26 protein-coding genes are annotated in these 26,003 nt (G+C 26.8%); 3 read left to right on the top strand and 23 right to left on the bottom strand.

Features of this window, described 5'->3' with window-relative positions:
• Window positions 1-82: 82 nt before the first annotated feature.
• The 22 genes from ACRYA_RS03880 to ACRYA_RS03770 form a co-directional block, all read right to left on the bottom strand.
• Window positions 83-1,195, bottom strand: coding sequence for a glycosyltransferase family 4 protein (locus ACRYA_RS03880; protein ID WP_105917684.1), 1,113 nt, complete (start codon window positions 1,193-1,195; stop codon window positions 83-85).
• 11 nt (window positions 1,196-1,206) lie between these two features.
• Window positions 1,207-1,941 carry a glycosyltransferase gene (locus tag ACRYA_RS03875; protein ID WP_165786096.1) on the bottom strand — a complete coding sequence of 245 codons (735 nt, stop codon included), beginning with the start codon at window positions 1,939-1,941 and terminating at the stop codon, window positions 1,207-1,209.
• Between the two features lie 1,166 nt (window positions 1,942-3,107).
• A complete protein-coding gene (locus tag ACRYA_RS03865; RefSeq protein WP_105917687.1) occupies window positions 3,108-4,214 on the bottom strand; it encodes a glycosyltransferase family 4 protein in 1,107 nt (368 codons plus the stop codon).
• A gap of 1 nt (window position 4,215) precedes the next feature.
• Window positions 4,216-5,040: an alpha-1,2-fucosyltransferase gene (locus ACRYA_RS03860; RefSeq protein WP_207796773.1), complete on the bottom strand. Its 825-nt coding sequence runs from the start codon at window positions 5,038-5,040 to the stop codon at window positions 4,216-4,218.
• Window positions 5,041-5,078: 38 nt separating this feature from the next.
• Window positions 5,079-5,957 (bottom strand): glycosyltransferase, encoded by an 879-nt coding sequence (locus ACRYA_RS03855; RefSeq protein ID WP_105917689.1) that lies wholly within the window; start codon window positions 5,955-5,957, stop codon window positions 5,079-5,081.
• The gene (locus ACRYA_RS03850; protein ID WP_105917690.1) at window positions 5,944-7,044 is read right to left on the bottom strand and encodes a DegT/DnrJ/EryC1/StrS family aminotransferase; all 1,101 of its coding nucleotides are present in this window, start codon (window positions 7,042-7,044) and stop codon (window positions 5,944-5,946) included. The genes ACRYA_RS03855 and ACRYA_RS03850 overlap by 14 nt, the downstream gene beginning before the upstream one ends.
• Before the next feature lies 1 nt (window position 7,045).
• On the bottom strand, window positions 7,046-7,984 hold the full coding sequence (locus ACRYA_RS03845) for a GNAT family N-acetyltransferase (RefSeq protein ID WP_105917691.1): 939 nt from the start codon (window positions 7,982-7,984) through the stop codon (window positions 7,046-7,048).
• Window positions 7,985-8,905: a glycoside hydrolase family protein gene (locus ACRYA_RS03840; protein ID WP_105917692.1), complete on the bottom strand. Its 921-nt coding sequence runs from the start codon at window positions 8,903-8,905 to the stop codon at window positions 7,985-7,987.
• Window positions 8,905-9,951 carry an FkbM family methyltransferase gene (locus ACRYA_RS03835; RefSeq protein WP_105917693.1) on the bottom strand — a complete coding sequence of 349 codons (1,047 nt, stop codon included), beginning with the start codon at window positions 9,949-9,951 and terminating at the stop codon, window positions 8,905-8,907. Before ACRYA_RS03835 ends, ACRYA_RS03840 begins: the two co-directional genes overlap by 1 nt.
• 10 nt (window positions 9,952-9,961) lie before the next feature.
• The gene (locus tag ACRYA_RS03830) at window positions 9,962-10,813 is read right to left on the bottom strand and encodes a phytanoyl-CoA dioxygenase family protein (RefSeq protein ID WP_105917694.1); all 852 of its coding nucleotides are present in this window, start codon (window positions 10,811-10,813) and stop codon (window positions 9,962-9,964) included.
• An 11-nt stretch (window positions 10,814-10,824) separates the two neighbouring features.
• Window positions 10,825-11,499, bottom strand: coding sequence for an acetyltransferase (locus ACRYA_RS03825; protein WP_105917695.1), 675 nt, complete (start codon window positions 11,497-11,499; stop codon window positions 10,825-10,827).
• A complete protein-coding gene (locus ACRYA_RS03820) occupies window positions 11,486-11,896 on the bottom strand; it encodes a sugar 3,4-ketoisomerase (protein ID WP_105917696.1) in 411 nt (136 codons plus the stop codon). Before ACRYA_RS03820 ends, ACRYA_RS03825 begins: the two co-directional genes overlap by 14 nt.
• Complete coding sequence (gene rfbB / locus ACRYA_RS03815; protein ID WP_105917697.1) at window positions 11,893-12,963, bottom strand: dTDP-glucose 4,6-dehydratase; 1,071 nt, start codon at window positions 12,961-12,963, stop codon at window positions 11,893-11,895. Before rfbB ends, ACRYA_RS03820 begins: the two co-directional genes overlap by 4 nt.
• The gene (rfbA, locus tag ACRYA_RS03810; protein ID WP_105917698.1) at window positions 12,956-13,831 is read right to left on the bottom strand and encodes a glucose-1-phosphate thymidylyltransferase RfbA; all 876 of its coding nucleotides are present in this window, start codon (window positions 13,829-13,831) and stop codon (window positions 12,956-12,958) included. Before rfbA ends, rfbB begins: the two co-directional genes overlap by 8 nt.
• On the bottom strand, window positions 13,828-15,414 hold the full coding sequence (locus ACRYA_RS03805) for an ABC transporter ATP-binding protein (protein WP_228199795.1): 1,587 nt from the start codon (window positions 15,412-15,414) through the stop codon (window positions 13,828-13,830). The genes rfbA and ACRYA_RS03805 overlap by 4 nt, the downstream gene beginning before the upstream one ends.
• Window positions 15,415-15,533: 119 nt before the next feature.
• Window positions 15,534-16,430 carry an alpha-1,2-fucosyltransferase gene (locus ACRYA_RS03800; RefSeq protein WP_105917700.1) on the bottom strand — a complete coding sequence of 299 codons (897 nt, stop codon included), beginning with the start codon at window positions 16,428-16,430 and terminating at the stop codon, window positions 15,534-15,536.
• Window positions 16,427-17,590, bottom strand: a complete 1,164-nt coding sequence (locus tag ACRYA_RS03795; RefSeq protein ID WP_105917701.1) for a DegT/DnrJ/EryC1/StrS family aminotransferase — start codon at window positions 17,588-17,590, stop codon at window positions 16,427-16,429. The genes ACRYA_RS03800 and ACRYA_RS03795 overlap by 4 nt, the downstream gene beginning before the upstream one ends.
• Window positions 17,580-18,512, bottom strand: a complete 933-nt coding sequence (locus ACRYA_RS03790) for a GDP-L-fucose synthase family protein (RefSeq protein WP_105917702.1) — start codon at window positions 18,510-18,512, stop codon at window positions 17,580-17,582. The genes ACRYA_RS03795 and ACRYA_RS03790 overlap by 11 nt, the downstream gene beginning before the upstream one ends.
• A gap of 12 nt (window positions 18,513-18,524) precedes the next feature.
• Window positions 18,525-19,670, bottom strand: coding sequence for a GDP-mannose 4,6-dehydratase (gene gmd, locus ACRYA_RS03785; RefSeq protein WP_105917703.1), 1,146 nt, complete (start codon window positions 19,668-19,670; stop codon window positions 18,525-18,527).
• Window positions 19,671-19,684: 14 nt separating this feature from the next.
• Window positions 19,685-20,158, bottom strand: coding sequence for a GDP-mannose mannosyl hydrolase (locus tag ACRYA_RS03780; protein ID WP_228199781.1), 474 nt, complete (start codon window positions 20,156-20,158; stop codon window positions 19,685-19,687).
• Window positions 20,130-21,515: a mannose-1-phosphate guanylyltransferase/mannose-6-phosphate isomerase gene (locus ACRYA_RS03775; RefSeq protein ID WP_105917704.1), complete on the bottom strand. Its 1,386-nt coding sequence runs from the start codon at window positions 21,513-21,515 to the stop codon at window positions 20,130-20,132. Before ACRYA_RS03775 ends, ACRYA_RS03780 begins: the two co-directional genes overlap by 29 nt.
• Before the next feature lies 1 nt (window position 21,516).
• A complete protein-coding gene (locus ACRYA_RS03770) occupies window positions 21,517-21,831 on the bottom strand; it encodes a MarR family EPS-associated transcriptional regulator (protein WP_105917705.1) in 315 nt (104 codons plus the stop codon).
• Between the two features lie 344 nt (window positions 21,832-22,175).
• Between ACRYA_RS03770 and ACRYA_RS03765 the strand changes: the two genes are divergently transcribed.
• Window positions 22,176-23,258, top strand: coding sequence for a tyrosine-type recombinase/integrase (locus ACRYA_RS03765; RefSeq protein ID WP_105917706.1), 1,083 nt, complete (start codon window positions 22,176-22,178; stop codon window positions 23,256-23,258).
• A gap of 467 nt (window positions 23,259-23,725) precedes the next feature.
• Here ACRYA_RS03765 and ACRYA_RS03760 read toward each other — a convergent pair whose 3' ends face one another.
• Window positions 23,726-24,163, bottom strand: a complete 438-nt coding sequence (locus ACRYA_RS03760; RefSeq protein WP_105917707.1) for a helix-turn-helix domain-containing protein — start codon at window positions 24,161-24,163, stop codon at window positions 23,726-23,728.
• Window positions 24,164-24,348: 185 nt separating this feature from the next.
• On the opposite strand from ACRYA_RS03760, the gene ACRYA_RS10725 reads away from it, so the two are divergent.
• Both ACRYA_RS10725 and ACRYA_RS03755 read left to right on the top strand, forming a co-directional pair.
• Window positions 24,349-24,525: a hypothetical protein gene (locus tag ACRYA_RS10725; protein WP_165786097.1), complete on the top strand. Its 177-nt coding sequence runs from the start codon at window positions 24,349-24,351 to the stop codon at window positions 24,523-24,525.
• Between the two features lie 61 nt (window positions 24,526-24,586).
• On the top strand, window positions 24,587-25,993 hold the full coding sequence (locus tag ACRYA_RS03755; RefSeq protein WP_165786098.1) for a replication endonuclease: 1,407 nt from the start codon (window positions 24,587-24,589) through the stop codon (window positions 25,991-25,993).
• Window positions 25,994-26,003: the final 10 nt, after the last annotated feature.

Below are 26,003 nucleotides of genomic sequence, written 5' to 3'. Positions count from 1 at the left end.
AATAAAGCTAGATTTTAGCTAAGATTATATAAATATATCTTTTTAATTTAAAAATTTAATAATAGAAATAAGATAATACTTTTCATATTATTTCTTCTTCTATAATTTTAAAATATTTATTAATTACAATTTTCTCATCAAATTCTTTTATCATCTTTTTCCTCCCTGCTTGACCCATTCTTTTTCTTTCATCATTGCTCAGATTTAACATTAGTTCCATCTTAACAGCTAAATCTATGGAATCTTTAACATTACATAAAAATCCATTTACTCCATTTTCTATAAGTTCTTTACATCCTGGTACATTAGTAGCTATTAATGCTTTAGACATAGATGCTGACTCCATAAGTGACATACTTATTCCTTCTCTATAAGAAGGCAATACAATACAATCACTTCTTGAAATAAAACTTTTCACATCATCAGTAGAACCATAGAATACAATATTACAATCTTTTTGCCAAGCTATCATTTGTTCTTTTGATATAGCTCTAGGATTATCCACATCCAAATAACCAACTAATCCAAATTCTGCATCTGGGTACTTCTCTTTTAGCATATTAGCTGCTTCTACATATTCCTTAATACCTTTATCAAATAGCATTCTTGCTATAAGTAAAAATTTTATTGATACTCTTTTATCTTTAAAGTTTTGATCATCAAAAAAATCCGTGTTAACACCTTCACCTGGTAAGACCATAACTTTTTTGCTATTTACTAGATTATTTTCAATAAATTCTTTTTTATCATCATGATTTATAAATAGCACTCTTCTCGAAAACTGGAAAGAAAACTTATAGAGTACTTTTCCTATTTTAGAGACTATTGTATCGTTTATAAATATATACCCAAGTCCAGTTACCACAGCTATAGATTTTACCATAGCTAATTTTGCTGCTATAGTGCCATATATATTTGGTTTTATAGTGTAGTGAATAATTAAATCAGGATTAAGCTTTTTATACATATTTTTGAGTTTAAATAATAATTTTAAATCTTTCAAAGGATTTATCCCTTTATTGTCCATATCGATATTTTGATAAGAACATCCCAATAGTTTAATCTCTTCAACGTGTTTATCATAAGGAGCAATTATTGTAATCTTATAACCTTTAGATATAAGTTCTTTCATTAGTCCTAATCTAAACTTTATCATACTCCATGAACTATTTGAAACTAAAATTATTTTTTTCATTGCATTCTTCCTTATTTTATAATCGATTTTGCTAGATAAACTAAAAATCCAATAAAAAATTTAAATGATTTTTGATAAAAAGTTTCTCTAATCATATAGCCACAAATTTCGTAATATGCTAATTTATTCCCTCTAGCTTGATTTGTATGAATTCTATATAAAGTTAATTTTTCTTGCATATTGTAAAATTTTATCTTTTTATCTCTCATTAATCTTAACCACAAATCATAATCTTCACTTACTTTCCCATTCATATATCCTCCAACTTTTAAAATCGTTGATTTTTTATATATTATTGTTGGATGTGCCAATGGATTAGTATAAAATATCTTTTTTCTAATATCTATATTGTCTTCAGGATACTTTTTTTCTCCTATAAATTTTCCATATTCATCAATAAGTTCAACATTTGATCCTACTACATCAAAATTGTTATCTTCAATAAATTTAAATTGTTTTTCGATTCTAGTTGGTTCTGCAATATCATCTGCATCTATTCTTACTACATATTTACTATTTGATTTCATTAATCCATAATTTAAATTATAAGATAATTGGCATATGTTGGTTTGGAAAATCTTTATTCTATTATCATTAAAATCTTCTAAAATCTTTATCGTTGAATCATTAGTACAATTGACAATAACGAGAATCTCAAAATCTTTATATGTTTGTAACAATAGACTATTTATTGTTTCTTTAATATAAGATTCTCCATTGTAAACACAAATTAAAACTGAAATCACATTAAACTCCTTTATATAAGCTAAATTAATTATCTAAATTCTAAATAGATATCACAATATTCATATTAAAATATATAAGTACTATTACTGCACATAGTATAAAAAAAGGCACTAAATACAATAAATTATTATAGTACTTATATTTATGATTTTTCAGAATATATATTGACAGAAGCAAATAAATCGGCAGAAAAGGAAATAGATACCTTGGCATAATAAAAAAAGATTGGCTAACCATCAATAATGAAAAAATTTGAAAATAAAAAATTAATTTAAATTTGTATGTTATGTGAGTAGTCAAAATTCCATAAATATTTATGACATATGTTAATAATAGTACCCATCCTAGAAAATAATATCCAATTCCCAAAAGAAAAATACCATCAGTTGAAGTTACAAAAGCAGGTCTGAGACTTAAGGACACTATATTACCGATAATTTTATATAAAAAATAAAATATACCTTGTGCATCTTGTAAGATCTGAGATGAATGTTCAAATGAATTATTAGTAGAATCCAAATTCCTTTCAATTAAAGGGAAATCACTAAATTGAAATATAAAAAGTTGAACTACATATAATAATATGAAAGCAATCCATATCCCTATCTTAAAATTATTCTTGAAGATTATACTAAATATATAAAAGCCTAGCAAAATAGCCCCATAAGCATCTCTAATAAAAAATACAATTGTTGATAAGAATAAAATAGTTATTAGTTTTTTATCTTTAAAAAAATAATAAAAAAATAATATAATTAAAAATTGCAGCACTATCTCTTTATTTATATAATTAATTACTAATAAATTGTATGGGTTTAGTAACAATAAAAAAACAACTTTATTTGAATAATTTCCATATAGATTGAAAAATAGTTTATTTAAAAGTATAAAACTTAAATAAATAAACAATAAATTTGGAATCCAATAGTATCCTTCAAAAAAATAATATACATAATATAAACCCAAATAAGTATAATCTAAATCAAATATATTGAAATTATTTGATGCAAATAAATTATTGTATGTTGCAGTTAAAGATAATGCATCACTTACAAATAAGCCTTGTAAAAATGTGTCATTTAAAAATAAATTTTGTATTAATATAATAAAAATAGCAAATATTACATATGATAAGAAAGAAATATTATTTAAATAAAAAAGGTTTCTATTTAATTTCATTCAATTTATCACTCAAATTTTTGCAGATTATTTTCCAGTTTAGATTTGCTTTTACTTCTAAAAGCAAATCTGTAGAAAGTTTTTTATATTTAGAATCATTAGTTAACAAAACATCAATTTTACTTGCCATCTCATCAATATTATAAACAACTAATTCTTCACATAGTTCTTTTACATTCCCTACATCTGTACATAAAAATGGAATCCCTTTGCCCATACTTTCGACTATAACCATTGGAAAAACTTCTAATTTACTAGAGTGTAAAAAAATTGTTGCATCCTCTAAATATTTTTCTGTTTTATCTCTAGAAATATCATACAAAAAATGAACTTCTTTAACTCCATATTCTTTATCATATCCAGATTTCAGCTTCTTTAATTTATTTAAGTAATCTTTTAAAATTGAATTTCCTATAAGAATTAACTTATAATTAGTTTTAGCTTTATAGTAAGCTTCTAATAAGAATTCTTGGTTTTTTAATGGAAAATAGTTAGATATGTTTAAAATATATTTATCTTTTTTTTCTAGAATATCTTCAGCAATAAAATCTTCATTTACACCGTTAGGTAAATAGGAATAACTATTTATTCCATATTTATTAAGGTATGAAGTCTCTACGGTTTTATCATGAAGAAGAAAAATATGATCATATTTTTTTAAATATTTATATAAAGTCCAATAAAAAAACTTTCCTTTTATATATGCCCAAGGATTTTTTGTTCTATAAGCTAAAAGTGAAAAGCCATGAGAATGTAAAAACTTTTTTTTGGCTTTAAGAACATCTAAACTATCTAAAATTAAATCTGTACTCCATGTTTGCACACATTCGTTAATCATAACATCACATTCAAAATTTTTGATAAATTCTTTGTACTGTTCTGTTTCTCCTCTGTAATAATTACCAAATCCACCAAATACTTTAAATTCAATTATATTCACTCCATTATGAGTTAATTCTTTTCGATTTTCAAATCCAGTTGCTACATATACAGCATAATCTATTTTTACTAACTCTTCCGCAATAGCAGTGACAACGCTCGAAACACCAGATTTTATAGGATAATATTGTTCAGTAGTTATAAGAATTTTCATTTTAAATCTTTATCCAAGTATCTGGGATGATATCTTTTACTTGTTTTTGCATCTTTGTATTTTCAAACCATTTTTTAGGTGCAATTACAATTTTCTTTTGATTTTGATTAAGCCATGCTCCCCACCAACTAAAAGAGCTATTAGCTATAATATTATGATTACACAAACTCATTAAATAAATATCCTCATGAGGAAGTCTTGTTTCTTGGCTATCTATATATATAGCATTTTCTATTATTAAATTATTTTTTACCCATTCTATATCATCTGAAAAAATAAAATATACAATATCATTACCTAATTGATTTTTCATTACTTCTATAGCATTTTTATAATAATCTAAACTGCAAACCCCATGAATATTAGCATTTGATTTATGTGTATAATCTCCTCTTCTTATATGAAGGGAACAACTATTTTTAAATTTCAATATTTTTTCTTCTATTTCAAAAGTAAATGATGAGATAGGCTGATTTATTTTAAATTGTTCTATTAAAACTTTTTTAATATCAATAAAGTATTTTTCACACTGGAAATAACCCATGACATAACTATTGTCTTTGATTTCAAGCAATTCTTTACAAAAACTAATATCTCTTTCCTTTATTATTTTACGAGGCAATAAATTTAATTTATTTAAAATAGAAAAGAAAATGTTTCTTTTATAAAAAGTATCATTTTCTTGTGTTGAGGAGATTTGTAAATCAATATCGTACTTATCTAATTGAAAACCCCCATGTAATTTATAAGTATCAAATTCTGAAATATCTATATTAACTTCATAACCTTTTTGTTGTAAAGCTTTAGCATAAGCATACTCAAACATTTGATTTCCTAGTCCACCTATAATTTTGACTATTATCATTATCGTTGCCAACTACAAGGAATTAAAAATCGTATAAGAGCTTTATATAATTTTAGTCGAAATAAATTTTTTGGCTTCAACAATTTCGGAAGATATTTTGTAAAAGCAATTTTTTTATAACATAATGAAGTATTATGAAACCATCGAAGATTCCATTCATTTATTGCTTCTTTATAACACTCTTTATCCTTATATTGATTTATGATCATCTCTTCAGATTCTTGCATTTTTAGTATATTTCCAGACATATGATTATCATGTTTTCTATAATATGCTAAATATTCATCTATAAAACCTATTTTGTACTTACTTGCAACATATAACCAAATATTTAAATCATCAATATATTCTTGTTGTATAAACTTGTATTCTTTATAAATTGAAGATTTTATGATTGCAGATAATCCATTAATAAAAAAATCACCTCTTAATAAAAACTGAAAAATATTTCCTGAAATATAATTTTCGTTGATTTTTTCAATTTCTTGAGAATTGTTATTCACTAATATAATTTTTGAAAAGACCATCGCATAATCAATATTTCCCTCAAGATAATCTACTAATTTTTCTATTTTATTATTTACATAATAATCATCGGATGATGCGAAGGAAATATATTTTCCATTAGATAATGAAATCATTTCTTCATGAGTTTTAATTAAACCTCTATTTTCTCTATGGACATATTTAAATCTATATTTTTGTTGTAACTTCTCAATTATTTTTGGACTATTATCATTAGAACCATCATCGATTACTATCAATTCTATATTTTTATATGTTTGATTTACAACACTTAATATTGCTTCTTCAACATATTTTTCATGATTATAAGATGGTAAAAGAACCGATACAAGAGGTAAATTATTTGTATCCATTTAATACCTCTACAATTTTCATAGTATCTTCAAAACTTTGCACCCCACTTATAGGTAAACTTATTACCTCATTATGTATCTGCTCACTTGTAAGATAACTTTCATTATTCCATTCTTTATAGGCAGTTTGTTTATGTGGTGGTATTGGATAGTGAATCAATGTTTGGATGTCATTAACTAAAAGATATTTTTGTAATTCATCTCTTTTATTTGTTTTTATTACAAACAAATGCCACACATGATTATTTTTCGCTCGTACTGTTGGTAAAATAATATTATCATTTTTGATATTTTGTAGATAATAATTTGCTATTTCTCTTCGTTTCTCTACTTCATTATCAAGGTATTTTAGTTTTACTCTAAGCATAGCAGCTTGTATCTCATCTAATCTACTATTTACCCCTTTATAAAGATTTTCATACTTTTTATGGCTTCCATAGTTTCCTAGTGCTTTTATGGTATTTGCCAACTCTTCATCATTTGTAGTTACTGCTCCACCATCTCCCAAAGCTCCTAGATTTTTACCTGGATAAAAGCTAAATCCACTAGCATCTCCTAGATTCCCACTTCTTTTATCTTTAAAATATGCTCCATGAGATTGAGCTGAATCTTCAATAACTTTTAGATTATGTTTTTTTGCTATCTCATTTATTTTATCCATTTGGCAGGTTTGACCATAAAGATGTACTGGTAAAATAGCTTTTGTTTTTGAAGTGATTTTTTCTTCTATTTTTGAAGGATCTAGTAAATATGTATTTATATCAGGTTCAACTAAAACTGGTACTAAATTATTTTGAGAAATTGCTAAAATAGAAGCAATATATGTATTTGATGGAACTATCACTTCATCACCATCATTCATAATTCCCATTTCTTTATATGCTCTAAGTATCAAAATAAGAGCATCAAGACCATTTGCTACACCTATGGCATATTTCGTCCCACAATATTGTGCAAACTCTTTATCAAACTCTTTACATTCATTTCCTTGAACATACCAACCACTATCTATTACTCTGCTACAAGCTTCTATCAATTCAGCTCTATATTGAGCATTTAAACCTTTTAAATCTAAAAATGGAACCATCTTATTTTATCTCCAATTCATAAAAATCATGTACTACAGCTCTTGCTCCAAAACCTTCTTTTTGAGCTATTAATCCAGTATTTAAATATCTTCCTGCATCTTCATTTGATATTCCAAAATCAAAATACTTTTTATTTTTATAAATATCTTTGATTAGATAATCGATCAATAAATCCAATGCTCCTAATTCTCTTCCTTCTTCACTGTTAGCTAAATATTGAGTGTGAACAATATTTTGATTCTCATAGATTAAAGCTCCAGAAACAATTCTCTCATCTTTTTTAGCTAAAAAAAGTTTAATATATTTTGAAAACAAACTAGCTAGTTTTTTCATCTCTTCAAGTGTATGTACTGGTTTGGCTTCATGATTTGACTCTAGTACTCCTATTAGAAGTTCCCAAAATATTTCATAGTCATCTGACTCAAAAGTTTTTATTGATTCTTTTTTAGCTTTATTTACTGTCCACTTTCTCCCTTTGGAATATCTAACTTGTTCAGTTAAATCTATAGTTGAAGTCACATCTCTTCTTATAAGTTTTGCATCATTCCTAAATAAAGCATATCTATCTTCTTCAGATGGTTTAGCATGATAGATATATGGAATACATTTATAGACTACTTTTTGTATATTTTGCTCTTTTAGAAAATGTTTTAATGCTTCAAAAATCTCTAGCATAGTTTCTGTTTTCATTTTATCATCTACTAAAAATCCACCAAAAGTAAGCCCTTGATGAGAATATAGAATATTTTCTTTTATATTTGCAGGTAATATTGCTATTAATTTATCCGTTTCATCAAATATCATAAGGGAAAAATCTTCAAATCTATCACTATGATACTCCATATAATCTCTTTGAAAGAAGAAATGACTGTTTTTTGAATTTCTTACAAATTCATTCCAAATATTTTTATGATCTGTTGTATATTTAACTATTCTCATCTATTCCTCGATTAACTCGGCATAACCAAAGCCATCTTGTCCCATATTATTTCCATTATAAAACATATAAGTTTTATTTTTAGTGTGTACAATTGATGGATAACTTAAATGTATAGAATCCCAACCTTCTTTAGATAATTCAATTCCTAAACTTTTATCATCTCTATCCCAATTTACACCATCTGATGAATTAGCTTGTCCTGCTATATATCTTCCATCAGTTGTTCCATATGTGAAATTCATAATATATACATTATTCTTTTTGTATGTTCTTGGTCTGCCTATTCTGTATTCTAAATTTGTTTTATCATTTTCTATACACTTAATTCCGTTTTCTTTGAAATGAATTCCATCATTTGATTCAATATAATTAATATCATACTGAGGATAATCAACTCCATCAATATTTTCCCATCCACTACCTGTTGCATACCAAAATTTAAATTTATTATCTTCAAAAATCACAGAATGTATCGCTCTAATATATAAAGCTTCATCTTCTCTATCCATAATAGGAGTATTCTTATATCTTTGAAATGTTTCACCATTATCTTCACTAATTGCTAGTCCACTATATGCTAAAAATTTAGATTTTTTCACAAGTTGGAATCCAACATAGTACATATAGATTTTATTTTCTACTTTAATTAAATCTCCTAGTATTACACCATTATCATCAAACATACCATCTTTACCGATATCTAATACGGGATTTTCTGATATTTTCAAAATTTTAGAAGGATCATTAGCATCTACATCTACATATCCAATTCTACCCGTTCCTTGTGTATCTCTAAAACTTGCATATACTCTTATCGTATTTTCATCTAGTAAAAAAGCTGTTGGAGTTAATGCTGAATTATCTCTCCAACTATTGTCTTTTGGAGGCTGATAAATTAAACCTTTCTTTTGCCACTTCATTACTCATCTACCTTTGCTATGATTTTAACACCATCCCAAAAGAACCCTTCATTATTCACAAGGTACATCTTGTAGTTTAAATTTAAGCTTAATATAAACCTTACAATATTTGGTATATCATTATCTAGATGGTATGCAGATAATGATAATATAGGTCTATTTTTTTTGATAGTTTCTACACTACCTCTTAATACTTCCATCTCATAACCTTGTATATCCATTTTTATAAAGTCTATTTTTGTATCTTTTAAAAAGTCATCTACTTTAACTAATTCAATTTCTTGCCCAGTCCCATTCTCGGAGATATATGAACTTTGATTCTGCCCATGAAGTTTTACTATTTTATTTTCATTTCCCAAAGCTTTATTGTGTACAATAATGTTTTTATATTTTTTTACTTCTTCTTTTAATTCTACGAAACTTTCAATATTTGGTTCAAAACAAATTATTTGTCCATCAGTATATTTAACAAAATCTAGAGCACTATTATGCCCATATTTTTTACAAGAAGCACCGCAATCTAGTACATTATCATCTTTTTTCAATCTAATATCATTATAAAAATACATTAATTCTTCATTTGCGCAATATCTGTAAATACATTTATTTAATAAGTACCCATTTGTTATCGCATCTTTAAAATCATTTGCTTCAAAATAATTGATATAATTATCAATATATTTGTGTACTTCAAATAAGTCAATATTATCTAATAGGTTAAAAAATGCTTCATCAAAAGATATAATTTTTGATGTATATTTACTTAGTTTTTTGCTTATAATCTCTATACCTTTAATGCTTGGGGTAGCTATTAGAACAAAAAATTTGCTTATATCTTTCTCTCTACTTATTGTATTATCTAATGAGCTTATTTTTATACCATTTCTTACATCTTCTATAGTATCATCTATATAGTACTCAATATTTTTACCTAAAATTCTCAAAAGATATTCAAATTTATATCCAGTCCAACCAGAACCATAAACTACAAAACTCTTATTATTTGGGAGATATTTACATATCTCCTCTAAATTCTTTGTATACATCTATTAACCTTCAATATAATGGCTTGTCATCTAATCTATGCTTGAACTCATTTTCCTTAAATTGTTCATATTTAAATTTTCTCCACTCTATATCACTTATATAACTCTCAAACTCATAGCCAAGAACCGTTCGTAAATGTGTATCATCTTTGAATTTTCCACACATTGCCTTAGGAATATCTATAGTTTGTCTCATCATAGGTTTTCCATAGATGTGATTTACACCTCTACGAGTTAGAATAGTGTCTGATTCATTTACGCCAGCTTTATGCAATAAAATACTATCAAAGATGATTGCAGAACCTGCCTTTATACAAGCAGATAGTTTATTTTCTTCTATATACTTATCTGTTGGAATTTTTACAATTTTATGTGAAAATGGAACAACTTCAGTTGCACCGCTCTCAATAGTAAAATCATCTAATGCAATCATTACATTTATTGCAAGAGGTTCACTACACATATAGTTTTGATAAGCTAAATCTCTATGCCAATTTCTTTGATAGTGATGTTGTTTGCTTTTGTTAATGATACCATTTTGTGCAATCAATATATATTTTTCACCTATTACTTTTTTTAATACTTCTACTATAGGAGATAGTTGTAAAAACTCTACAAATGTGTCATCATGACAAAGAAGATTTCTAGCAACTAATCCATCTCTGATAGTATCAATTAAATCCTCACCTAATATTTGTACTTGTTTATCATAGACCGCATCTACTTTTACTCTTAACTCATCTAATCTATCTACTGGAAGTACATCTTCTATAATTGTAAACCCTCTATACAACAACTCCTCAGCTCTATAATCAGCAATACTTTCGCATACATTTTGTTCCAATAATCCATATTTTGACATTACTTTATCCTTTATTTTATTTTAAATAGCCTATGTGTATTTACCTTAGATAACTCCGTTTGTTTTACTTGATAAAAATCCTTTTCATTTGTATCTTTTTGTATTAAAGCTCCAGCACCTACAAAATTATCTTTTGCTATTTTAGTATTATCTTCTATAGTACAATTAACACCTAAAAAACAGTTTTCTCCAACTTCACAAAATCCCGAAATTACAGAATGAGAAGATACAAAACAATTATCTTTAATAATAGTATTATGTCCTATATGATTACCACTCCAAAGTGTTACATTATTACCTATTTTTACAAATGGTTGAAGCGTATTATCTTCAAATATAAAACAATTTTCTCCGACCTCTACATTTCTCCATACAAAGGCTTTGGAACTTATATAGCTTGCACACTTATAACCTTTTGATTTTGCTTCATTATAAACTTTGGTTCTATTTCTATTTAGTTTTCCTGAGCTTATAGCTACATATACTTCATACTCGTTTGGATTGTACTTCTCTTCTAAAGTTTCAAATGGAACTACAGGTAAGTCATATATAGTCGTTTCAGTAATGTATTGTTCATTTACACTAAATGCAACTACTTCATAACAAGAATCAAATTGAAAATATTCATAAGCAATCAAACCTGTCTCACCACTTCCTACTATTACTAATTTTTTAGTTTTTTCCATTTTCTACTTCCTTTTTAAAAATTTCATAATCTCTTATATAATCACTTTCATCATAATGCTCACTTGCCAAAACAACTAAAACACAATCAGTGCTGAAATCTTTCATCTCTCTCCAGATAAGTCCTTCTATAAAAAGTCCTTGGTTTGGATTGGTAAGCTTTATCTCTTCTCTTTTATCTCCATCATCAAGTACAAAAGTACAGCTACCTTTTACAGCTATACAAATTTGCTTAAGATTTATGTGAGCATGAAAACCTCTCTCAACTCCCTCTTTTGTATCAAAGATATAGTAAACTCTTTTTATATCAAAAGGAGCATTGTATCCATCTTCTATAGCTATAAGTGAACCTCTATCATCTCCCAATGTTTTAAAATCTACTAATTTATAACTTGTCATTTTGTCATTCCATATTTATTTAAATACCATTCTATAGTTTTAACAATCCCTGTATCGAAGTTCTCATCTGCTTTCCATCCTAGTTCAGTTTCTAGCTTAGTTGCATCTATCGCATATCTTCTATCATGACCAGCACGATCCTCAACAAAAGTTATTAAACTTTTGTATGAGGATAATGTTGAATGTTGAGTGTTTAATTCTGAATTATTTTTGATTGGGTGGACTTCGTCCAATATTTGGCAAATTCTATCTACGATTTTAAGGTTTGTTCTCTCATTTCTTCCACCTATATTATAAGTTTCTCCTTTTTTACCTTCATGGTAAACTAAATCTATTCCTTTACAGTGATCAAGCACATAAAGCCAATCTCTTATGTTTTTACCATCACCATAGATAGGAATACTTTCACCTGCTAAAGCTTTTCTTATAATAGTCGGGATGAGTTTTTCATCATGTTGTTTTGGACCATAGTTGTTTGAGCAGTTTGTTATAACTGTGTTCATGCCATAGGTTTCATTATAGGCTCTAATTATCATGTCACTTGATGCTTTACTTGCTGAGTAGGGAGAGTTTGGTGCGTAGGGTGTCTTTTCTGTAAATAAATCTTCAGGATTAAGGCTAAGTGTTCCATAGACTTCATCAGTTGAGATATGGTGAAATCTACAATCCTGATACTCTTCTTTGTATGTAAAAGGTTTTTCCATCCAATATTTTTTTGCTACATCTACAAGGGTATATGTACCATTTACATTTGTTTGTACAAATACCCCAGGATTTTTGATAGAGTTATCTACATGAGATTCAGCTGCAAAGTGAATAACACCTCTAATATCATATTCACTAAATATAAACTCAACAAGCTCACGATTGCAAATATCCCCTTTGATAAACTTATATCGAGGGTTTTGTTCACATTCAGTAAGGTTTTCTAAGTTCCCTGCATAAGTAAGAAGGTCTAGGTTTATGAGGTTATACTCTGGATATTTTTCTAAGAAATATGGTACGAAGTTTGACCCTATAAATCCTGCTGTTCCTGTTAAAAGTATTGATTTATTATTGTTATTCATTTTCTTCTCTTACTAAATCATATAAATATTGCCCGTAACCATTTTTAGAAAGTGGTTTTGCTATTTCTAGTATCTTTTCTTTATCTATCCAGCCATTGTTATACGCTATCTCTTCAAGACAAGCTATTTTATATCCTTGTCTATGTTCTATTGTTTGTACAAATTGACCTGCTTCTATGAGGCTATCATGAGTTCCTGTATCAAGCCATGCAAATCCACGACCTAATAGCTCAACTTTTAGTTTTCCTCTTTTTAGATACTCTTGATTTACCGTTGTGATTTCTAGTTCACCTCGTTCACTTGGCTTGACATTTTTTGCAATCTCAACTACATCATTATCATAAAAGTATAGCCCAGTTACTGCGAAATTTAATTTTGATTTTGTTGGTTTTTCTTCAATACTGATAGCATTTTTATCCTTATCAAATTCCACTACACCAAATCTTTCAGGGTCTTTTACTTGATATCCAAATACAACTGCTCCATATTTCAAAGATGCTGCATTTTTGAGTAGTGGTGTAAATCCTTGACCGTAAAAAATATTATCTCCAAGAACCAAAGCAACACTATCATTTCCAATAAATTCTTCACCTAAAATAAAAGCTTGAGCTAATCCATCAGGACTTGGTTGGATTTTGTACTCCAGTTGTATACCCCAGTCACTACCATCTCCCAAAAGTTCTTCAAATTTTGGTAAATCTTGTGGCGTTGAAATTATTAAAACTTCTTTTATTCCAGCAAGCATAAGTACTGAGAGCGGATAATAAATCATCGGCTTATCATATATCGGGAGCAATTGTTTACTTATACTTCTTGTGATAGGATAAAGTCTTGTCCCGCTACCACCTGCCAAGATAATTCCTTTCATCTTTTCCTCCTTATGCTGCCATTTTTAAGTTCATAAACACTATCACAATGTTCTATAGTTTTTAGTCTATGAGCTATCATTATCAAAGTCTTATCAGTACTTACTTTTAAAATTTCATCCATAATTTTTTGTTCCGTAGTTTCGTCTAATGCCGATGTTGCTTCATCTAAAACTAAAATTTCAGGATCCATATACAAGGCTCTTGCAATAGCAATTCTCTGTTTTTGTCCTCCGCTTAGTTTTACACCACTATCGCCAACTTCTGTTTCCAAACCTTCTTTAGTTAATAAAAGATCATAAATATTTGCTTTTTTCAATACATCAATAATTTTTTCATCATCTCTTTTATTACCCAAACAAATATTTTCTGCCACTGTACCGTCAAACAAATATACATTTTGAGGTATATAGCCAATTTTATTTCTTAAACTAAGTATATTTGAATCATTGATTTCTTGATTATCTACAAATAATATATTTTTGTTAATAGTTATAAGACCACATAAAATATCCACCATAGAAGACTTTCCACTTCCACTGGGACCTACAAACGCAACTTTTTCACCTTTATTAATAGATAAATTAATACTTTTAAGAATAGGTTTTTCAATCTCATAGCCAAATGTTAGATTTCTCAATTCTAAATTAGTTTTAAAGTCTATTTCTTTTTGATGTGAAAATTGTTCAGCATTACATTGATAAATTTCATATATAATGTCTAAAGATCGATGTGCATAAATAATTTGTCCATAAGATGTTAGTAATCTATTTGCTGATGGCATTAACCTATATAAACCTAAAAGAATTAAAGTTAACGATGGAACCTTATCCATCAAGTTTTCATAAGAAGTAAATACTAAAAAAAGTACAATTACAATGATCATAATAAATGTAATAGATTCTAAAAACACCCTTGGTAGTTGAGATATTGTTTCTGAAACTATATTTGAATTTGTAAAATTTATACTAGAATTTGTAAATCTATTTTGTATATTTGTCACATTATTAATAGAAAGCTTTATAAGCTTATAGCTTCCAAAAGTATTTGTAATAATATCATAAAAAGATTTTTGAGATATATCTCTTTGGACACCTGCTTTCTTAATCTTTTTCGATACCACTTTTATCAAAAATAACATACTTACCACTAAAATTGAAGTTATTAACATTGTTAATTCAAAATTTACATAAAACATCAAAGAATATATAAGTACAATCACAAAAACTTCTGTAATAATATTTAAAAACGCTATGATAACTGTAGTAAAGTTATATGCTTCATTTATAATACTCTTTGAATAATGTGAAGATTTTACATTCGTAAAATCAATATATTTCATATTTAGTATTTTCTGAAATATCTCTTTAGAAATCGCATTGTATTTTCCTCTTGCAAATTTTGATATCACATAAAAATACACCATAGTTAATATTGCTCTAATTATATAAAATCCAATTAAACAAATGCCAAAAAACAAAATAAAATCAATATTATTGGAAAAATTCAACACATCGTATATAAACTTTAAAAAACTATTTTCGTATATATAGTTATTATTGCTAATGATTGCTATAAATGGCATCACCGCTGAAATACCTATCATTTCAATAAAAGATATTATTAATGAAAACAATACAATGAAATATATTTTTTTTCTATCATCTCTATCTAAAATAAAATTAAATTTATTTAAAAAAATTTTCAATTTTGATTCTCTACGAAAATAAGATTATCTGACTTAAGAAATTCCAAAAATTTTTTGTTTAAAAAATCATCTTGAACCCACTTCTCTGGTGCTATCACTACTTTGTTTTTATTCTTATTTAACCAAGCTCCCCATGAACTAAAACCGCTATTTGCTATAATAGAATGTTTGCAAGTTGACATAAGTAATAAATCTTCATAATTATTATTTCCATCCATAAACTTCATGTTTATATCAAATTTTAGATTTTCTTTTGCCCATTTTATATCATCTGAAAAAATATAAAGTGAAGGTTCATCAACTTTTGACTTTACAATCTCAAGTGCTTTAGAATAATAGTCCAATCCACAAACTGAATGAAATTTTGCAGCTCCAGGATGAGACAAAAAATCTCCTCTTCTTATGTGTAAAAATACAGAATTCACACTTTGTATATCTTTTTTAATAAAATTAATATTGTCATTTAGTTTGATGGGATAGGTGAATAATTTTTTTATAGTATCTTTGTAGTTTTCTAAATATTGAAAACCTATCCATTCACCTTCTAAATAAATTTCAGATTCAAGATTGTTAAACTCATCAACAGATAGAAAACTAGTATTTATATAAGTCTTTTTATAAATATCTAATCCTAAATAATGTTTCACTCTTCTTGCAAAGGTGCAATATCTATCACTTCCCTTAAGTTTTTTAATCTCTTCTGGCGTAGCTATATCTTCTTTGATACCATAAAATTCTAATTGATAAGGCCATGCGGTATCAGTTTTCTCTTTATCATCAAACCACGACAAATCTAGTTTTAAAGGTACATTGTGTTTTAAAGCGAGAACCTTACCAAGTGCATATTTATGCATTTGGCTTGTGAGTCCACCAATTAATTTAACTATTATCAATTTAGTACCTCTGCTAAATACTTAATCTCATCTTCCAAACCAATCTGATGATTACCAACAAACAATCCATTTTTATGTAAATAATCAGCATTTTTAAGTTCACCATGTATTTCATAATCAAAATATTTCATTACATCATTTCTAGTAAAATTTCCAGTTACTATTGGTCTACAATCTATTTTTGCATCAATAAGCTTTTTAACTATATCAACTCTTTTAAGTTTTGAAGTAGGTTTAATGATAAGCGAAAATCCAAACCATGAACTATTACAAATATCTTTTTGAATAATAAAATCAGGATGATTCGAAAATAACTCTTGGAAAAGTTTTGCATTTTCTCTTCTTTTAGCTAAAAAATTTGGAAGTTTTTTAAGTTGTTCTATTCCTATTGCTCCACTCATCTCTACTGGTCGTACATTGTATCCTGGAAGTACAAATCTAAATGACTCTTCAAACCAATCTTCACTTTTTGTACATACTTTGTTTTCTTTAGGTAAGTTTCTTGTCCAACCATGAGCTCTAAGAGATAGTAAAATATGATAAAGTTCTTCATCATCAGTAACTACAAATCCACCTTCCATAGTTGCCATATGATGAGAGAAGAATGTTGAAAATGTTCCCATTATTCCAAAAGTACCCGCTTGTTTACCTTTGTATTCAGCACCCATAGATTCACAATTATCTTCTAAAACAATAATATCTTTATCTTTTATCATTTCAAAAATTTTATCAAAATCGTTTGGATTACCTAAAAGATTTACTACCATTATCATTTTTGTATTTTCTGTAATCACTTCTTTTAAAGCATCTAAATCATAGTTTAAAGTTTCTAAATCAATATCTACAAACTTTAATTTAAGTCCATATTGATAAAGTGGATAGTATGTAGTTGACCATGAAACAGCAGGAACTATTACTTCATCACCTCGTTTGAGTTTTGGATTTTTTGTATAAAAAAGTGCAGCCGTTGCTATTAAGTTTGCAGTTGAACCAGAACTTACCATAACAACATATTTACTTCCTGTAAACTTACAAAAATCTTTTTCAAAAGAAGCTACACTTTCACCCATAGTGTACATATCTCTGTTTATTACACTTTGAATCGCTTCTAATTCTTTTTCATCCCATGTTGATGTTGCTAATGGATAGCTATTTGTCATTTAATACCTCTTTTAAATAATATTCGTAAGTCTTAATAATTCCATCTTTTAAAGATGTTTTATATTTCCAACCAAAGCTTTGAAGCTTGGTATCATCTATAAGTTTTTGTTTCATTCCAACTGGTTTTGATAAGTCATGTACAAAGTTTCCTTCATATCCTATCACTTCTGCTATTGCTTTATAATATTCATTGATAGTATAGTCATGTCCTAACCCTACATTGATATTTTGAGGCATTGATTCAAAGTTTTCTAAAGAAAAGTATGTAAAATCAGCTAAATCTTCTGCATACATAAATTCTCTTCTGGCTTCTCCATCACCCCAAATATCAAGACTTTCTTGATTATTTACTTTTGCTTCATAAATTTTTTTAATAACAGCAGGAAGCATATGAGAGTGTTTTGGGTCAAACTTATCGTATCGTCCATATAAATTACACGGAATAATAGTTTTATATTGAAATTTTTTATCTTCTCTATTTATATATTCACAAAGTTTAGTTGTTGTAACTTTTGCTACAGCATATCCTTCATTTGTTGGTTCTAGTTCACCTTTAAGTATCAGCTCTTCACCTAAAGGATTTTTTGCATCTCTTGGATACATACAAGAGCTACTCATATTTATAAGTTTTCTAATTCCAGCTTCTTTTGAAGCCATGATGATGTTTAATCCAATTTGAGTATTTTGAACCAAAAAAGTGACAGGATTAGCCATATTAGCTTGAATACCTCCAACTCTTCCTGCACAATGAATTACAATATCTGGATTATTTTCTTTTATATATTTATCAACCGAACTTCTATCTAAAAGATTAAGTTCTTTACTTGATGGAGTTAGAAGAATATAGTTTTTTGATTTTTCAAATTTAACTATATTTTTTCCTACCATTCCATTTGAACCAGTTATTAGTATTTTTTGCATATTTAAGAAATCCTATTCAAAATAACTCATAGTTTTATATCCACCATCTTTTAGGTAAACATCTTTTGTCATCAGTTTTAAATCTGATTTCATCATATCATTTACTAAATCTTGTAAGTTATATTCTCTATTCCATCCAAGTTTTTGTTCAGCTTTTGTTGGGTCTCCTAAAAGTAAATCAACTTCTGTTGGTCTGAAATATCTTGGGTCTACACAAACTACATTTTGTCCAATAATTAAATGAGAAATATCTACATTTGAAGCTTTTGCTTTTTCTAAATCCAAAGAATCTACAATACCAACTTCATCTACACCAATACCTTCAAATCTTAAGTTTATTCCAGCATAAGCAAATGAGAATTTCACAAAATCTCTTACAGTTGTAGTTTGTCCTGTTGCTATTACCCAGTCTTCTGCAATCTCTGCTTGTAAAATCATCCACATCATTCTTACATAATCTTTTGCATGTCCCCAGTCTCTTTTTGCATCAAGATTTCCTAGATATAACTTATCTTGAAGTCCAAGAGCTATTTTAGAAGCTGCACGAGTGATTTTTCTAGTAACAAATGTTTCTCCTCTTACAGGAGATTCATGATTAAATAGTATTCCATTACAAGCAAACATACCATAAGCTTCTCTATAGTTTAAAGTTATCCAATACGCATACATTTTAGCAACTGCATATGGGCTTCTTGGGTAAAATGGAGTTGTTTCACTTTGAGGTGTCTCTTGTACTTTTCCATAAAGTTCAGATGTACTTGCTTGGTAAATTTTTGTTTTTTTTGTTAAGCCTAAAAGTTTAACAGCTTCAAGAATTCTTAGTGTTCCAGTACCATCTGCATTAGCAACATATTCAGGTGTTTCAAAAGAAACAGCAACATGGCTCATAGCTGCAAGATTATAAATCTCATCTGGTTGTGTCTCTTGAATAATTCTAGTTAAATTCATAGAATCTGTCATATCGCCAAAATGTAGATGAAGATTTACATTATTTTCATGAACATCTTGATAAAGATGATCTATCCTATCTGTATTAAACAAAGAACTTCTTCTTTTAATTCCATGAACTATATAACCTTTTTTTAGTAAAAATTCAGCAAGATAACTTCCATCTTGTCCTGTTATTCCTGTGATTAATGCTACTTTTTGTTGTGCCATTTATTCCTATTCTCCTATTTAAAATAATCTTTTACATACTTATGAACTTCATTTGAGTTCATAATTTCATCCTTACTTAACCATACATATTCATTGTGTTGTTTTGTTGGTAAGTCTTGCATATAAAATACCTCTATCTCATATCCAAGATTTACATAATGTGTTGATATATTATCATATACAAAACTATTTTCATAAAAGTGCTCAAACACTCCTATAAACTTTGGATTAAAATTTTCAATATTTAATCCAATTTCATCTTTTAATACTCTTTTTTTTGCTTCATTTATAGTTTCATTTTTATAAACTCTTCCACCAAGTGTAAAAAAGTAATCACAAGCTGGTTTATTGACTCTTTTTCCAAGAAGTATTTTATTGTCTTGATTTTTAATAATAAAATCTATTGAAACTAAAGGTGCGATATCTACTAAAGTTTTAAATTGTTCTAGCTCAAGCATTCTAATTTTTACACTCTCTACTAAAATCATCTTCAACTCTTACAATATCATCTTCACCTGTATATTCACCAACTTGTGCTTCTATTAAAACTACTGAAATTTTACCTTCATTTTCAAGTCTATGAAGCTCCCCTGCTTTTATATATGTACTCTCATTCGGTCGAACTAATCTTTTTTCATCTCCAACAGTTACAGTTGCAGTTCCTGATACCACAATCCAGTGTTCACTTCTATGGAAATGTTTTTGTAGAGATAATCTTTTCCCTGGGTTTACTTCTATTTTTTTTATTTTATATCCACTTGATTCTTCAAGTATTGTATAAGACCCCCAAGGTCTATATCCTGTTAAGTGAATATTATGCAGTTGTGAGTTTGACTCTTTTAGTTTTTCAACTACTTTTTTAACTTTTTGGCTAGAGCCTTTTTTTGATATCAAAAGTGCATCACCAGTATCAATAATTATTAAATCTTCTATATCGACAGTTGCTATTTTTCGCTCACTTCCATATATTAAATTATTTTTTGAATCAATTGAGATATGATTTTCATTTATAGTATTATTATTTTCATCTTTTGGAAGTTCTTCATAGAGTGAATCAAAGCTTCCTACATCACTCCACGATATATTTGAAGGAATTACTTTGACTATATTTGATTTCTCCATAACAGCATAATCTATACTATCCTCAGGAATATTTGCCATATCTTCATATTTTATTCTAATCAGGTTGTTTGTATTTGTTGCATTTTCAAAAGATATTTTTGAAGTTTCATATATCTCAGGTGAATAAATTTTAAGTTCATCAAGGAATACTCCTGCTTTAAAACAAAACATTCCAGAGTTCCAATAATAGTTTCCAGCTTTTAGATATGAAGTTGCCGTTTTAAAGTTTGGTTTTTCATGAAAGGCTTTTACATCAAACTCATTTATACTTTCAATATATCCAAATCCAGTTTCGGCAAATGTTGGAGTAATTCCAAATGTAACTAGTTTATTATTAGAAGCAAACTCTTTTGCTTTATTTATCACTTTTTCATACTCTTTTTCATCTTTTATTAAATGATCACTTGGAGTTACAAGAACTATTTCATCATAATCTAAAGCCATACAAGCAAGTGCAATTGCAGGAGCTGTATTTCTTGCTAGAGGCTCAAGAAGGTATTTATTATTATCAATACTAAGTTCTTCTAATTGGTCTAATGCAAGAAAATATTGCTCAGAGTTTGATACTATAAATTGTGATTTACATAATTTACTATTTCTCTCAACCGTTAATTGAAATAGTGACTTATTTGAAAAAAGTTTAACAAACTGTTTTGGCATAAGAGTACGACTAATTGGCCACAGTCTTGTTCCACTTCCTCCGCATAAAATAATATTTGTCATTTTAACTTTCCCCCAAACCTTTCAAAACTTCAAGCTCTTTTTGAAGCTCATCATACTCAGCTTTTTTTATAGAAATAAACTTTTCTGTGATTTCAATTTTTTCTTTTATACCTTTTGGTGTAAGTAAGTATTTATATTGGATTTTATTTTCTGAGTTTACAAATCTTTGAGTTTTTATAAAACCTTTATCAATTAAGTTTTTAAGTACATAGTTCACTTTTCCCAAGCTATAGCCTATTTCATCTGCTATTGTTCTTTGGCTTGTGACTTTATCTACACTTCTTAGAATTTTTAGTTCTATCTCTTCTTGATTCAAAATCTTAATTCCCCTTTAAAAATTGAACATGAAATATACTATGTTTATTCTTTGAACACTATTAATAATATTATAGAAAAACTAATTTATATAAAATTTTATTTAAGGTTAAAGTAGAAAATTAAAATTGGAATAAAGTGTGAGTGGCGACCCCAGCATGATTCGAACATGCGTCATCAAGAGGAAATCTTTTTGTTCTAATTATACCAATATATAATTTATCGTTTCAAATGTCCTTTTTATAGGCTATTTAAGTTTTTATATATTAGTATTATCTTTATAAATATACATATATTTACATTCAAAACCACACCCTAAACCACACCCTAAAAGGAAAAATTAGAATGGCTTTACCAAAACTTACAAAAACTAATTATGTAGGAATCTACTTTTTTAAAGACCCTTTAAAAGGTAAAGTATTTGTTGCTATTTTTGAATTAAATAAAAATAGATATAAAAGGATTGTTGGATATGAAAATGATTGTTATAGAACAAATGCAAAAATAGCATACTTAAAAAAAGAAGAGTTAAAAAATGATATTTCAAACAATAACTATGCTTCTAAAAATATAACATTTAAGCAATTATGGGAATTATATTATACTCATCTTGAAAATTCAAAATCAATTGCAAAAAGAACTTATGAAACTAAAAAAAGTAATTATAATACTCATTTTAAACCTTTATTTGATAATTATTTAATAAACAATATGCAAGTTTTTCATATACAAAATTTTGTTAATGATTTAATAAAAACAAGAGCTCCAAAAACAGTTGATAATCTCTTAGCAGATTTATCATCTATCTTTAAATTTGCTATAAAAAATAAAATGATGATTAATAATCCAGTTTCCCAAGTTGATAAACCAAAATATGATAATACAAGAGATTTTCCTCTTACTTTAGATGAATCAAAAAGGCTGTTTAAAACAATAATAAATTTTAAAGAGCAACTTTATAGAGAAATATTTACTTTTCTTTTGCACGGTCGCCGTAAAGAGGAAGTATTAAGTTTAACTTGGGATATGATAGACCTTGAAAAAAGAGTATATCAAATTGGATTTGAAATTAACAAAGCAAAAAAAAATATGATTTATGAAATAACAGATGAACTCTATGAAATTTTAATAAATAAAAATGAAAAAACAGGATATGTTTTTAAATCAAATGTTACAGGTGATAAAGTAAAAAATCTTAGATGGGCTTGGAAAAGAATTCTTGAAAATGCAAATATTAATAAGCAAATTAGAATACACGATTTAAGACATTTAATTGGTGAAATATCTTTAAATGAAACTGATAATAGTATGGAAGTTGTTTCAGCTATTCTTGGACATAGTTCAACACGACCTACAAAAAGATATGCAAAAGTTCAACAAAAAGTTGCTAGTGCTGGACTTAAAAAAGTTTTTGAAATTTTAAAATAAAAAGTAAAATTCAATAAATTTTATTGAATTAAATTTAATTAAAAATGATTTAAAAAATATATTTTTTGTACTAAATTAAAATATTTTTTTTCTAAAAAAAATCATAAAATCTTTTGTTTACAAAAGTTTTATACAAGAGCTTCGCAGAACAGGTCGGAAATCTAGGACAAAAAAGCCCTGCTTTTTGTGTCCTAGTTTCCTTTCCTGTAATACAAATATTTAAACAAAAATACATTTATCAATTTTTACAGCAACTAGCTAGAAAAGTTTTTTTAATAGCAAAAATAAATCTGTAACTTTTTAAAAAAGTTTGTTTGATTTTTCTCTTTTTATAGGCAAAAAAATAAAATGTTTTTGTGAGATTTCATAAAAATAAAAAGATTAATTTATGAGTTTTCTTTTTCAGATTCTTTTATATTTTTTTCTAAATTTTCTGAAATGATATTTTTACTATTTCTAATAATTTTCTAAATTTTTTCTGGAGCTTCAAAAATTATATTATCATTAAAAATATTTCTTCCATCTTCTGTTTTCGAATCTTTGTCATAAGTAGAATATTTTAAATACATCATACTTAATTCAGTTTTTAGTTCTTTCAATAAATTTTTTCTTTTAGCTATTGTAAAAAGATTTTGAATATGAAACATTGTATCTTCATCTATACTATTTTTTATTTCATCTTGTTGTTCTTTATTCAAAGCTTCTAATATTTTATTGTCTATATTCCCAAAAATATCATTATAAATATTAAGTTCTCTACAAGCTTTTTTTAATGCCGATATAGATTTTCTTTGATTCCAAGCAGATATGGTTGAAGCACCTATTCCAATTTTTTGTGATAGTTCTTTAATTGTTGAAACATTATAAAAATTAAAAAGTTTTTCAAAATAAGTATCAAAATCCATTTTTACCCTAATCAATAATAATTTTAAGCATATATTAATATATTACAATATATAGTAATACTTATAAATGCAAAATAATACATATTTGTGCTTTATTGTTTTTTTATATCTTAAAAACAATCATTAGTATATCAAATGTTGTATAAACTTACATTTATTTACATAAAAACTATAAAGGGAAAAAGATGGAAAACCAAATAGAAAGAAAAAATGAACAAAGTAAAAAAATTACTTTTGCAATAGATAGAAATACAAAAGAAATAGCAGAAAAAAAATTCCAAGATTATGGTATTGGTTTTGGTGGTGGATTAAATATTTTACTTAAATATTTTATTGATGGCAAAATCCAAATTTTCAAATAAGTTAGATTTTGGCTTTGCCCTTGTCTAGTTATTGAAGATTGTCCCATAGGAAAAAATGAGAATGAAAACAAACATAATTCAAGAAGAGCTTTTTGAACTTAGAATATACTCTGAAAAATTTGAAGCAAAACAAAAAGAGTTTATGAGTAATAAAAAGCTTTTAAATTTAAAAACTGGTGAAATAGAAGATTTAACTTTTGATTTAAAAAAAGAGTATGAACTAAGATACAATGATTTAATTTTTAAATCTATCTATTTTCAAAAAGAAATGCAAGAAAAGTATAAAGATAACTTTACAGCTCTTTTTATTACATTAACTGCAAACAGTCAATTCCATAAATATAAACTAGATGAACAAAAAAATCTTATTTCTAATCCATTACATAAAAAAGAAAACTCTCCAAAAGTAGCTTATGAACTTTTGAATAATGTAAAAAGAAATTTTATTAAAGAGTTTTCAAAAACTGATTTTGGTAGAAAAAAGATATTTTGCAGATATGTTCAAGTAGTAGAAAAACATATCTCACTAACTCCACACTTACACATAGTTTTATTTGTTCCAAATGAAGAGCTTGAAACTGCAATAAGTATTATTAAAAATAAAATGAAATGTACAGATGAAAAAAGATTTATTTCAAATAATAAAGAAAAACCCATCAACAAATATTTAATTAATTCTATTTATTCAAAAAATAAAGATAATGATATAGGAAGATGTGAAATAGAAATCTTGCAAGATAGTAAAAAAGCTGTTGGATATGTTTCAAAATATATTAAAAAACAGTTTAAAAGTGATGATATAAAATATATCCACGAGTTGGACGGTTGGAAAAGAAAAAATAAAATAAATTTAATTTTAACAAGTAGAACTCCAGTTCCAAAATATATTTATAAACATATATTTTCACATTTTCCAAAAGAGAATAAAGAGCAGTTTGAAGATTTATTTTATGATATTCAAAATAATAGCACTTTGGTAAAAACTGATATTAAAACGGGTAACACAAAAACTAAAGAAGCATTAAAAAAAGAGATATTTAAAGCAAATATACAAACAAGCACAATACAAATTATAAAAAAAGAGGTTACCAATGAAATAGCATTAATTAAAAAGCTCTGTATGAGAGAGCTGAAACAAAATCATACAGAACAAGAAGTAAACATAAATATAAAAATATTTAATTTGTTTATGTCAAATATTGACATATCAAAACTAAAAAAAGATTTAATGGTTGAGAATTTCTTTGTAAAAAAAGATAATTTCTATAAAGAATCTATTTATCTTGATGATATTCTAGCTAATAGATACGATAAGTGGTTAAATAAGCTTTTAAACCATATAGAAAACAATAATAAGCCTATCAACTTAACAAAAATAGAAAGATTGATTATATGGTGCCGTGAAGAGCTTATCTACGATAGTGATGATTGGGAATTAATAGAATATATAAATGAAAAAACAGCATAAAAGGAAATAT

Origin of the sequence: Aliarcobacter cryaerophilus ATCC 43158 (assembly GCF_003660105.1) — a bacterium.
GTDB classification, from domain to species: domain Bacteria; phylum Campylobacterota; class Campylobacteria; order Campylobacterales; family Arcobacteraceae; genus Aliarcobacter; species Aliarcobacter cryaerophilus.
This window is presented reverse-complemented; position numbering and strand designations above follow the sequence as displayed.